Source organism: Agarivorans sp. Alg241-V36 (genome assembly GCF_900537085.1).
GTDB lineage: Bacteria > Pseudomonadota > Gammaproteobacteria > Enterobacterales > Celerinatantimonadaceae > Agarivorans.
In genome coordinates this window covers 80006-92093 of record NZ_UNRE01000001.1, presented here as the reverse complement: position 1 = coordinate 92093, position 12088 = coordinate 80006, and the positions used below count along the sequence as shown (strand labels likewise).

Annotated in this window: 9 protein-coding genes; 2 read left to right on the top strand and 7 right to left on the bottom strand. The window is 40.8% G+C overall.

Translation table 11 applies throughout. The annotated features are described in order from the left end of the window. Positions 1 to 41: 41 nt before the first annotated feature. Positions 42 to 575 carry an acyltransferase gene (locus tag G6R11_RS00450; RefSeq protein ID WP_163130251.1) on the bottom strand — a complete coding sequence of 178 codons (534 nt, stop codon included), beginning with the start codon at positions 573 to 575 and terminating at the stop codon, positions 42 to 44. An 18-nt stretch (positions 576 to 593) separates the two neighbouring features. Continuing rightward, a complete protein-coding gene (locus G6R11_RS00445; RefSeq protein WP_163130248.1) occupies positions 594 to 1616 on the bottom strand; it encodes a glycosyltransferase family 9 protein in 1023 nt (340 codons plus the stop codon). Between the two features lie 221 nt (positions 1617 to 1837). Between G6R11_RS00445 and G6R11_RS00440 the strand changes: the two genes are divergently transcribed. After that, complete coding sequence (locus tag G6R11_RS00440; protein WP_163130245.1) at positions 1838 to 2503, top strand: hypothetical protein; 666 nt, start codon at positions 1838 to 1840, stop codon at positions 2501 to 2503. A 34-nt stretch (positions 2504 to 2537) separates the two neighbouring features. Here G6R11_RS00440 and G6R11_RS00435 read toward each other — a convergent pair whose 3' ends face one another. The 5 genes from G6R11_RS00435 to G6R11_RS00410 form a co-directional block, all read right to left on the bottom strand. Next, entirely contained in the window at positions 2538 to 3269 is a 732-nt protein-coding gene (locus tag G6R11_RS00435) for a glycosyltransferase family 2 protein (RefSeq protein ID WP_163130242.1), read from the bottom strand. Further along, positions 3242 to 4690, bottom strand: a complete 1449-nt coding sequence (locus G6R11_RS00430; protein ID WP_240352367.1) for an aminoglycoside phosphotransferase family protein — start codon at positions 4688 to 4690, stop codon at positions 3242 to 3244. Before G6R11_RS00430 ends, G6R11_RS00435 begins: the two co-directional genes overlap by 28 nt. A 557-nt stretch (positions 4691 to 5247) precedes the next feature. After that, entirely contained in the window at positions 5248 to 6129 is an 882-nt protein-coding gene (locus G6R11_RS00420; protein WP_163130239.1) for a hypothetical protein, read from the bottom strand. A gap of 4 nt (positions 6130 to 6133) precedes the next feature. Then, positions 6134 to 7000, bottom strand: coding sequence for a glycosyltransferase (locus tag G6R11_RS00415; RefSeq protein WP_163130236.1), 867 nt, complete (start codon positions 6998 to 7000; stop codon positions 6134 to 6136). Further along, positions 7000 to 8769: a polysaccharide deacetylase family protein gene (locus G6R11_RS00410; protein ID WP_240352366.1), complete on the bottom strand. Its 1770-nt coding sequence runs from the start codon at positions 8767 to 8769 to the stop codon at positions 7000 to 7002. The genes G6R11_RS00415 and G6R11_RS00410 overlap by 1 nt, the downstream gene beginning before the upstream one ends. A gap of 143 nt (positions 8770 to 8912) precedes the next feature. Between G6R11_RS00410 and G6R11_RS00405 the strand changes: the two genes are divergently transcribed. Next, the gene (locus tag G6R11_RS00405) at positions 8913 to 12080 is read left to right on the top strand and encodes an ABC transporter substrate binding protein (RefSeq protein WP_163130230.1); all 3168 of its coding nucleotides are present in this window, start codon (positions 8913 to 8915) and stop codon (positions 12078 to 12080) included. The last annotated feature ends 8 nt before the right edge of the window (positions 12081 to 12088 follow it).

Genomic DNA, 12088 nt, shown 5'->3' with positions numbered 1-12088 from the left:
ACGGTAAAAAAAACAAAATTAACGGGTGTCATTTTATGCCCTTAGGTCATGTACTTATTCCATGAGTAACTATGCCAAGCATTTTGTTGGTTTAGTTGCTCATAGTGTTCTTTGTCTCTATAGCTAAATACTTTAGCGGGATGCCCACCAGCAATTGCTAAGGCTGGGATGTTGCCTGTTACTACACTGCGAGCTTGAATGACTGCACCATCGCCGATGTTCGCCCCACCTAAAATAAGTACGTTTTCACCAATCCACACATTATTACCTATCACTACTTCTTTGTGGATCCAGCTAGCGTCGAAAGGTAACTCCTTTCCCTGGTAATTATGCCAAGAGGAGGTGATCTCTAAACCAATGGCAGAGTGAAAATTATCACCTATAGTTATTTTTCCTTCACCAGACAGGTGGGCTCCGTCAAAGTTAACATTGTCACCTAAGTGGGTATTGCTAGTAACTTTTACTTTCTTGTTGCACCAAATACTGCCTTTTATCGACCCGGCTTGCTTACGCACTCGCTTTTCATAAAGCCAGCGTCGAAATTGTTTCTTTTTCAAGTTTAGGTAGTTGCTCATAATAGTCCTAGTGGGTATTTACAAAGCTAATTCTTCTATTGCTTGCTTAGCTTTGGCATATACTTTTTCTACCGAAGCAATGCTCTTATCGGGATTATAAACAATGTAATGGGTTTCGTAGCTTGGTAAGTAACGATAAGGAACCGTTCCTAAGAATATTCCAAGAGTAGGAGTATGAGTAGCGATAGCGACATTACGTATCCCTGTGTCATTTGAAATAACCAAAGAGGCTTTGGCTAGATGGTTGGTAACCTCTTCAATTTTTATTAAGGGCTGTACCCTTATGTTTGAATAGTTCTCTATTAAAGGTTCCCAGCCTTGCTGAGTCTCTTCAGGCTTGGTTCCTTCGAGCAACACAAAATCTAGCTGAGGGTTTGCTTTAGCGAGCTGCTCGATAAGCTGCTTATACTGCTCAATCGGATAGCATTTACTAGGAGCTGCTGAGCCGGTAAAAAAGCTAACGTAGGGAGTGCTAGAATCACGCAGTTGTCGGTTGTCGGGTAAGTTAAACTCAAGCGGCATAGAAGGTTGATGGCCAAAAAACATCAGCATTTGCAGCATCACTTCTGCTTCACATGAGAAAGAACTGCGCTTTAGGCATACATCGTAAAGCATACGAGCTTGTAGATCTCGATGTGGGTAGCTTACTTTTAGTTTAGCTTTAGTTAGTGCAGTTACGTAGCTAGAACGATTGGTGCAAACTAAGTCAAATACTATGTCTTGCTCTGGTAGTGCATTGAGCTGCTTAAATCGCTCTTTAAGGGGGCCGTTACGTTGGTCCTTGCCTGGCACAATATGCACACTATCGGCTAAATCTGTTGGTGCGCCTAGCTGAGAGTCGGTGGTAATACTTAGTGTTATATGAGCATTTGGGAAAAATTTTCGAGCTTCAATGATGAAAGGACGGGTCACTATCATATCACCCAGTGCAGCTTGGCGAATAATGGTGATACGTTTAACCTTGTCGGGATGAAAGCTAGCTAGTTCAGCTTTGCCTTTTCTACTGATATACACGCCATCATCATTCCAGCAATAGCCCATAGTTAAGATTTTCCTATTCTAAGTGTATATGCGGTTTCTATTCGATGCCGCAGACTAACCATTGTTAATACGCTCATTATATCTTAGCCCTTGAGCTATGTCGCTTTCGCTGCACTATTATTGAAGTTACTATTGGGGAAAGAGTACTCGCTAATAGGGCTAGCTAGAATTTGATGGTTATTCAACATAGAATTTTCTGTTTTTGGACAGGAACCAATCTGATGTCAGAGGCTAGATTAAACTGCTTGAATCAGCTTAAAGCTGTGAGTAATGCAAATGTAATCTTAGTTACTCCTGATAATCTAACCGAATTTGTTGCAAAAAAAGAGCCGTTGCATCCAGCTTATGAGTTTTTATCTGAAACACATAGATCTGATTATCTTCGTTGCTATTTTATGCATCATTTCGGTGGTGGATATAGTGATATAAAAGAGACACCCCAGTCTTGGTCGCCGGCCTTTAATTTATTGAATAGCAGTAGTGATTTATGGACTATAGGTTATCAAGAACCCTCATCCCAGCATTTAAAGTTCCCCCCTGGAAGTAATTTAGAGGAAGAATATCGAAGAAATTGGCGTTTCTTTATAGGCAACGGAGCGTTCATTTATAAAGCTCAAACGCCGATTACACAAGAGTGGTACGAACAAGTTAATAATTTGCTTGATGAAAATCTCGAAGCTTTAAATGACTTCCCCGCTCAACATCCTCAAGATAAGTGGAAGAGAAAAAGTTCTAATTTGATTTTAAGAACGCTACGCTTAGGTCGGTCTAGATACCCTCTGCGTTGGGAGCAGTTGATGGGTGAAATACATCACCCTTTAAGCTATAAGTATCGAATGCACATAAAGAGAACATTACCTGCACCTTCTACATTTAACTACCGTTGAGTTAGCGAATAAGGAGTTGTATGCTTTGTTTTTATTAATCCTTTATGAAATCTAGGTATTCGTCAGGTATGCCACAAAATATAACCTGATTGCGTTCGATTAAATTGTAGCGAATATCCAAATTCTCACTTATCAAAAAGTTGTAGAGAGGTGCCACATAAATCTCACCTTTATCCCAGTCTTCTTTAGGCAAGTTGGCATACGCGGTATATGCTCGAAGATAAGTTCTAAATGATTTAAAATGATACAGCCCAGTACAGCATAAATCAGATATTGGTTTTTTTTCAGCTGTCTCTATCACTTTGTTGGAGTTTAGCGCTTTTACAAAAGACCAGTTATCTCCGCTTCCCTGAAAGACTTCTAAATAACCATCGCCCAAAGAATCAAGTTTAGGAAAAACAAAGTTCGGCCGAAAGGTGTCAATATTGAAAATAGTTATTGGGCAGTCATCTACTATATCGTTCTTAAGTTGCCACTCTTTTAACCCAAGAGTTACTGTTTCTGCCTGCCCTTGAGTCTCTTGGTTTAGGGTGACAATCGTGTAATTACTTATTGCCATTTCTATGGCTTTACTTTCTACAAACTCAGCAGACTCATAGATGTCACGAACTATAAATAAAAAAGGAGTGCTTTTAAAATAGTTAGAAAAACTTCCAACTGAATGTTCAAATAAGGTTTTCTCTTTTGCTTCTAACATGAGCTTAGGCTTTTTATAGCCTGCTTCTAAAAATCGGGAGCTTAAACCCGCCATAGGAATAATGACCACTTTTCCAGCCTTTTCATTTTAAAGTAAAGACGAATAGCATTTGCAAACAATGCTCGTTGACGTTTTTTATCATCACTGTGAAGAGGAAGCATTGATAAAAATAATTGGACTTGCATCGCTAATAACGTGACAGCAGGAAGTGAGAACTCTTGCTTTATCAAATCGATGAAGCGTTGCTGAATTGCTTTATGTTGTTGGCTCTCTTCTATATGGAAGTCAATGGATAATTGAGATTGGGTTAATTCATAGTATCCGGCCATGACCCAATCGTACATTCCTAAAATAGAATGGCTAAGTTTCGCGATATCGTAACGAATATCACCATATATAGTGGGAATGCCTTCAGGCGTAACGCCCCGTGGGTCTATAGTTTTTATTTTTCCTGCTCTAAAATCATAAAGAATATTGCTAAAGCAGAAATCTCCATGAAGAACAGTTTGCTGAGAATTGGGTAAAGACTTAGGCAGATGCTTGCTGCTTTCATGGAGAATGTCAGCTAAAGCGATAGGTTTTTCTTTGTTATAAACCCACTCATCGGATAGTAATATCTTTTGGTCATGGCAGTACTCGTTGAGTCGGTCACGAGTTTTATTTTCTAGTAATTCAGATAGTGGGTTGGCTGGTGATGTATTGGGGGCTTCTTCACTTTGACAGGCTTTTAAAAACTGCATGCAACCGTCGAGAATCTGTTCCCAGGTATTTAAAGAAAGTTCACTAAATACATACAACTCATTGAGGGCAGTAAGGTGTAAATACTCTAAACGGTAGGAAGCGTTTTGATTAGTCTTGTGGGTACCTAGATACTGAGGAATAAAACTACGCAGAGTAAGGGGCAACTTTTCAAACCAGTTGGCTTCAGCCGATATTTTTTTTGTATTTGAAGATGATTTTTCAACCCAATTTGAAGTAATGGTTAATTGATTGAATGCCCTTTGGGTGGTGAAGTTTGCTTTGGACCGGTAGTAGCTGTTTACATGTCCAAAATCTAACCATTTGTTAGAATAAATAGTTGTTAAACCGATTTGACAATGATATTTGTTTAAGCCTTCGAGAAACTTCCAATTACTTTGAGTTATGGACCTTATAAGCTGTCTGGGTTTGTTGAATTTGAAGTATCCATTTACTACGTTGTGAGCGTTGTTTTCAATTTTATGATCGCTGTCTTTTAGCCGATGGAGTTCATCGTCCGTAACCACAGCCCAATTATAGTTCTCTTGAACATCCGAGACACAAACTAAATCTTCTCCGATAGGAAGCTCTGTAAACAAGGTATCACCGAAGAGTATATGTAGAGGGCTGTCTAAGTTGTGCTCGGATAGGTTCAAAGCTGCTACTAATGACGCTCCTAAGCTTATACCTTCAGGCGTTCGGATAATTTTCACCTGATTTTCCAATAGCCATTTGTTATCAGTATCAGGCATTTCATAAGATTCTGGGATTGATAGATAAACAGTTACACCATCGGGGGCAATAGCTATTTGTTGTTGAAATAACCTTCTGTTGGCTAAAGGTAGAAAGCTAGGGGGAAGTCGGCCAAACTCTGATTATAGTTCTTGGCCAACATAAGCAGCAGACATTATTAGGAACATATCTTTTCCTTGTCTAACAACTGATTGATCTCGTTGAGTGAGAGCTTTGAAAATTCAGAAGGTCTAATCGCCTTATCATCAATGTAAAAACCCTCATTACCACGCCATGTTTCCCAACTAAAATCTCGTCATAAGGAACGTTGTGTAAATTAAGCCATTCTATAATTGTAGGTAATGTGTGTATGTTAATTTTCCCAACGTTACCTTCATAAGTGCGCATATTACGAGCCGTTGAAATAGTTATGCTGAAACCACTAGCCTTATAACTTTTCAACTTTTCAACTTTTCTATCACTTCTTTTCGAGGTTGAACCGAGCGGTAGTCACTTGTATTCGCTTTCGTAATGGTACCGTCTAAGTCTACAATTAGTTTTTTCAATTTTCCTATCCTCAAACAGCTTTTTTCTTGTTTCTCAATCGTTTAAAAAATCTTCTTATCAAATATTTAGTTTTATAATAACCTATATAGTGGCTGGCAAGTTTTTCATTGTGCCTTTCGATGGCGGCCTTTTGTTCGGAACTTAGCGTTAGAGAGAAAATCCCTTCTACCCCTGATTCTAATTGTAAGTTATTCAATAAAAGAGGATCTGCTTTTTTAGGTGGATTGTAGACAACGTGATAGTCCAGATAACGTATCCAATGCTTTACTAAGTCTTTATGTTTAATACGAAATTTTAGAAAAAACTCAGGGTTCCTAGCTTTGTTAGAAAACGCTCGCTCAAAATTTTGGAAGTTATCAAACTTCCAAATTTTTTTAAATTCTTTTGCCTTCGCAAGCATAAGGTGGTCAGATATCCAGGCTGGTTGAATTACTTTATTGTCGCTGGTGTATATTTTATTCGACTCCCAATCTATACCGCTAAAAAAATCCTTGTTAAGGATCGCGACGTCCGTTCGGATTCTGAGTATGTGTGTATATTTGTTACCACATGGGTCGCTTTCTAGAGATTGAATTAGCTTATTAATGGCGCTGAACATACTAAACATTGCTCCTGCAGTAGAGTGTGTATCTGTCCAATCACCATATTGTTGTGCGATATATTCGTTTGAAGGGGGAGTGTCAACTATCAAGGTGTGTATTTTTTGAGAAAGCTCGAATATTCTATTTAAATCCGCTTCATCTACTCTCTTTTTATTCGAGTTGTCTTCTTTCCAGACATGCACAAAAATGTCAAAGTTGAGAGCTTCACGATACTTTTCTAATGATTTAATCACCTTGTCAATATAGCGAAGTGGTCCAGTGATAAATATAGCTATGCGTGTATCGGACATTGGTCTATTCTGCTTTATGTTTTTTTAGGGTTTTTCTAGTCGCTAACTTCAACGATTCGATTGGATGAAAAATAAAATCTGTCACCTTGAAAGGTAAATCAGTATCTAAATTAGCACTTGCAATCTTAAGTCGTATACTACTATCAGTATAAGGAGTGTATAAATTTTTATATTTATAGTATAAAACTACATTGGCTTGGTTCGTATCTTCAATGTTAGAAATACGCTGTTGTTCATGTCTCACATCTACAACGTAAGAGCATTCGTTGAAGCGATATGCTGAACCAAAGTTAGAAATCAAGCTGATCCACATATCATGATCTTGAAACTTTCTTATATTTAGGTCAAACCCGCCAAGTTTGCGTAAACGCTGGGTCTCAGCAAAAATTTGATTGCCACAAACATTGGATTTGAGTATATCTGAAAGAGAAACTTCTTGTTCTTTGCTTTTATATGATTGAGATATGGTTCCGTCGCTTTCTAAAACGTCTCGGTTATCACAAATAAAGGCATATTTTGAATTATAATTTCCCATGAAAAATTCTAATCGATTAGGTTTAAAGTAATCATCGTCATCTAATCCTGTAATATACTTCCCTTGGGCTTTTTCTATTGCTAGGTTTCTATTAAAGTTAGCTCCCGATTGTTTTTCATTTATCCAATACTTTATGCGAGAATCTAAATGAGAATATTTAATAATAACCGAAGCTACATCATTATCCGAGGCATCATCAATAATAATAAGTTCCCAGTTAACGTAGCTTTGATTAATGACAGATTCTATTGCTCTCGACAGCATCTCTGGTCGATTGAAGCTTGTGATATAAACCGTGATTAACGGAAGGCCATTGTTATTCGTTAGATTACTCATTAATTATCTTTCGCTTTATTGTAAGTATAGTTTCCTTTGATCTTTCTCCACAGTCCAAACTTAGTGGTACTGGGAAACATTACAATCCGTCGTATTTGTTGTAGATCTTGATGCATGCAGATTGGCCCTGAATCAGTGGCTACGGTATAAGTATAGCCTGCCTGCTTTGCTAGCTTTTTAGTATGTTGATTGTGGTTGCCATAGGGATAGGCAAAGGTTGTTAATTCTCTACCTAGTAACCCTTCTAACTCAGATTTATTTTGCTCTATCTCTAGTTGCTGCTCAACTTCACTTAGTTCTGCCAGCTTGGGGTGATTAAGCGTGTGTCCGCCGATTTCAACATAGCCGCTTTGATCAATTTCTCGCATAGTTTGATGGCTCATTAGCTCGAAGCGTCGGTCTGGTTTAGTGGGATGTTCAACATCCCAGCGGTTATGATCGGTGCCAGTAACAGCATAAATAACCGCTTTGAACTGATATTTCTTGAGCAAGGGTAACAGTAAATCAAAGTTGTCTTGATAGCCGTCGTCGAAGGTGAGAATGATGTAACGCTTACCGTGATTAAAGCGATGCTCTAGGCCAACCTCGGCTAACTCACTAAAGGTAATGGGGCTTAAGCCCATGCGTTTAATAGTTTGAAAATGTTCTTCTAAGCGCTCAAGCGTTACGTAAGTGCCATAGGCTCCCTTTTGACTATCATCCTGGGTAACTCGGTGGTACATGATGATTGGGACTTCGCGTTGTTTGGTATATACGTAAGCACTTTGGTAGGTTTCTAATAGTTTTTGGCATACAGCATCAAGGTCGTATTCCGCTTTTATTGTCGCTACCAACTGTTCGCTTACTTGGTGTTGTTCACCAAAGTTAGCTAGCTGATCTGCAAGGTTTGAGTAATCAATGTCTAGTTCTGTTTTACCGTCATCAGCCACATCACCAAAGTTACTAGCAAGAGCCGCTGGTAGGTTATCTAAGCTGATGTAGCCAAGAGCTTTAGCCTCACCCACTGCAAATACTGGTTTTTTGCAAAGCAAGGCTTCCATCGCTACTCGCCCGGCTCCAATAATTAAGTCAGCTTGAGCAATGGTAGAACGAATATTGTCGCTATATCCGCAAAACTCAACCTTATCTTCAAACTCAGCAAAGCGAGTGTCTACCTTACTGCCGCTAATCACCTGTACTTGGTTGGCGTCTAAATCTATGCACTGTTTGAGTAGTTGATAGACTAATTCGCCTTTAGGGCCGGTTAAACGTCCGATGATTTGAATAATTGGCTTATCGTTGTTGGCCGCAGGAAGCGGTGAAAATTGCTGACTATCAACGCCATTGCGCACCACACTAACTTGATCGCGGGGTACGCCTAAATCGCGAATAATTTGCTGAGCGATGTTTTCGCATACTGCGACAGCATGGTAGCCAAGGGCATGAAACTTTTTACGGGAATGATGTACCGGCTGGCGGCCATGTACGCTAGTCACCATTGGCGTATTGGTTAGCTTACAAGCCACATAAGAAGACCACCCAGAAGCGCGGCTATGTGCATGTACCAGTTGAATTTTATATCGAAGAATTAGATAGATAAGATACAATACGTGCCATACTCTGCGAGGAAGGCTACGTTTGTTAAAGCGCAAGCGAAAGTGCTGACCTTTATGTGGGCAACTTAAGGTATCTGATACATAAAATACTTGATGACCTCGTTGAGTGAGTCGGTCGCCAACTTGGGTAGCGTAGACTTCGGCTCCGGTCACTTCTAGTTGTGATAGAGCCATCAAAATATTCATAAATATGATAGACCTTGCTGCAGTTTGATAACATATTCTACAGAAGTGACTTGGCTACGCCTAGTAATAGTGTCAAGGTCTATAAAGGCTTAATAATTAATAATAAATGCGAAGGGTGGCTGTTTATTTTTGTGAGTAATTCATTAATAAGAGTTTATTCACTGATGAAGGTGTTTAAGCCTATCTTGCTGCTGGTGTTGCTCAGCTTAGCGCTGCTGTCGTTAAAAGCAGAGGCGCGCACCGCCCGGGTATTAATGCTTAACTCTTACCCAGCTGGTTTACAGTGGGATGCCAGCTTTGATAGAGGTTTGCGCCAACAAGTGGGTAATCGTTCCGTGTGGTTGTTTAACCACCGAATAGAGCCAAGCACTTCACAAGATCCTAGTTATCAATTAGCCCAATTCGATTTACTCAACGAAATTATTCTTTATTACCAATTTGATTTAGTAGTGACAGTGGGCGAGCAAGCTTTACACACCGCTTTAGCTCTGCAAGATGAATCGGTATTGCAAGCGCCTATAGTGGCAGCTGGTGCCGACCTATCAGCTTATATGGGACCAAGAGAGCGGCGGATAACCGGTATTCACGAGCAGCTACCGATGCGTGAAAACCTGTTGCTTATTCGCCAATTAATCCCAGATTTAGAAGCGATACACTTACTGGTAGACGATAGTGAAGCCAGCAGTGAAATTACCAAAGAGTTTGTGCAGCTGGCTGAGCAACTTGCGATCCCTTATACCCTCTGGCAAGACCAAGACTATGAAGAAGTAAAAGCAAAAACTTCGCTGCTAAGTGCCAAACAGGCGGTATTGCTAGGGGCCCTGCAGCAGTCGCAAATTGGCAATACTCAGCTTACCGAGCAAGCTATTCAGTCTTTATCCATGGTGTCTAGAGCCCCAATTTACAGCCTATGGCAGCATGCTATTGGTAATGGTGCGGTAGGCGGCTTTGTAAGTTTGCCGCAGCCACTAGGTCAGGCGCTTGGCGACACGGTGTTACAAGTGCTGCAAGGCACTGATGTACGCGACATTGCCATTAGTGCTCGAGGTCCTCAAACCTATTTGTTTGATAATAAGCAGTTAGTTCGTTGGAAAGTATCACGTGCTAACTTGACCGAGAATAGTCGTTTTCTCAATCAGCAAGCCTATAAAACGTTGCCCCAACGTTACCAAGGCGCGTTGTTGGTGGGCATAACTTTGCTACTTGCTGGTTTGGCGATTTACGGTGTTTGGCGAGCCTTAACTCGCACCCAGCGTGAACTAGCCGAGCATGAGCAAAACTTGCAGTCCGTATTTACTTTTACTGAGCAAGCCAGCGCACTGCTTGATGAAAATGGCCATGTGCAGTTATTAAACCAAGCTTTAGGTGATTTACTGGGCGAGCGAGCCAATTTCATTATTGGCAATTCTTTGCTTGATAGCCACGTGTGGCAACATCAAGCGCCATTAAAACAACAATTTCGTGATGCGATTGCTAAAAGCTTAGCCGGTGAAAAAGTCCGGTTTCAAGCTGAGCTGAGCTTAGAAAACCGCAAGGTGCTCTATGATTTTGCGCTCACTCCACAAAGCACCAGCAACGGCATTGTTGAACAAGTATTGCTTGAGCTTAGAGATTTAGAGTTAATTCAACTAGAACATCGCCAGCTTAAACAAAGCGAGCAACACTACCGGCTATTGTTTGAGCAAAGCCCTGCCCTGTTAATGCTAGTCAATCGCCTAGGGGTGGTTGTTTGTTGCAACCAAGTGGCTGCTAAGCACTTGGGTATGTCTAAAAAGCAGCTTGAGCTGTCGCAACTGCGCAGTTTGTATGCCGAACACGCCCAGCAAGTATCTTTATTAGAGTATCTAGAAGGGATTGGCACTCACAAAGTTACTCGACAAATCGCTTACCAAAACAGCGACAATAAACAGCTTTGGTTTAAAGAATCTTTTGTGCGCATGGCTGAAGAAGACTTATTTATGCTGGTATGTGAAGACATTACCGCCACCAGAAGTTTGGCCGAAGAACTGGATTTTCATGCTAACTTCGATTTACTCACTGGTATTTATAATCGAGGGTTCTTTGAGCGCCGCTTAGAGTTGTTGCTTAACTCTGCAAACTCGCAAGACCAACAACACGCCTTGTTATTTATCGATTTAGCTCAGTTCAAAGTGATTAACGATACCTTTGGCCATGGCTCGGGCGATCAGGCCTTGAAGCAGGTAGCTGGAGTATTAGAACAAATGATCCCTGAATCTGCCGTGGTGGCGCGTTTGGGGAGCGATGAGTTTGCCATTTTGCTTGAAGACAGCTCGCAACAAGGCAGTCTAGATTTCGCTAATTTAGTGATTGATCGGCTAAACGATACCCACTACGTGCGTGATGAGCGAATGTTCAGCTTTGGTTGCAGCATTGGTGTAACTTTGTTCCAACAGCAGCAAGGTTCTTCTCAAGAAGTTTTAGCACAAGCTGATAACGCCTGTTTCACCGCAAAATCGCTAGGCCGTAGCCGCGTTTATTTGTATCAAATGGACGATAGGATGTTGCTTGAGCGTCAAGGGCAGATGGAGTGGGTAACCCGTATTCAAAAAGCGCTGCGTGAAGAGCGTTTCCTATTATACGCGCAAGCCATTGTACCGGTTAAACCGAGTGAGAGTGATTACCTCCACTACGAAGTGCTATTAAGAATGATCGACGAAGAAGGTCGAGTTGTGCCTCCTGGAGCGTTTTTACCAGCGGCTGAGAATTACAACCTCGCTGATCAAATTGACCGAGTAGTAATCCAAAAAACACTGCAGTGGTTATCAGAAAACCCCGGGCATTTAACCCGTCTTAATATGTGTTCAATGAATCTATCTGGGCAGTCTTTAGGCAGTGCAGAGTTTGTGGCTTGGCTGCTGCAAACATTAGAAAATAGTGCTCTGCCAATGAACAAGCTCTGTTTCGAGACTACCGAAACGGTGGCTATCGCTAACTTAGACGTTGCCACCGAGTTCTTTAACAAGGTGCGTAAGTTGGGCTGTAAAATTGCACTCGATGATTTTGGCTCAGGTTTATCATCCTTTGGTTATTTGAAAAGCTTGCCAATCGATTACCTCAAAATTGATGGCATTTTCATTCGTGATTTAGAAAACGACCATATGGATGCAGCCATCGTTAAAAGCATTAATCAGATGTCTCATGTGATGGGCAAAAAGACCATTGCAGAGTTTGTTGAGAACGAAGCTATCAACAAGGTATTGGCTGAGATTGGTGTCGATTTTGCTCAGGGTTATCATTTTGGCAAACCCGTTCCTATTGAGATGCTGGTTCTGAACTAAGCATCATC

Coding starts and splice junctions, on each gene's coding strand:
- G6R11_RS00420 (WP_163130239.1), bottom strand. CDS start 6,129: ATGTCCGATACACGCATAGCTATATTTATCACTGGACCACTTCGCTAT.
- G6R11_RS00440 (WP_163130245.1), top strand. CDS start 1,838: ATGTCAGAGGCTAGATTAAACTGCTTGAATCAGCTTAAAGCTGTGAGT.
- G6R11_RS00430 (WP_240352367.1), bottom strand. CDS start 4,690: ATGCCTGATACTGATAACAAATGGCTATTGGAAAATCAGGTGAAAATT.
- G6R11_RS00410 (WP_240352366.1), bottom strand. CDS start 8,769: ATGGCTCTATCACAACTAGAAGTGACCGGAGCCGAAGTCTACGCTACC.
- G6R11_RS00450 (WP_163130251.1), bottom strand. CDS start 575: ATGAGCAACTACCTAAACTTGAAAAAGAAACAATTTCGACGCTGGCTT.
- G6R11_RS00445 (WP_163130248.1), bottom strand. CDS start 1,616: ATGGGCTATTGCTGGAATGATGATGGCGTGTATATCAGTAGAAAAGGC.
- G6R11_RS00415 (WP_163130236.1), bottom strand. CDS start 7,000: ATGAGTAATCTAACGAATAACAATGGCCTTCCGTTAATCACGGTTTAT.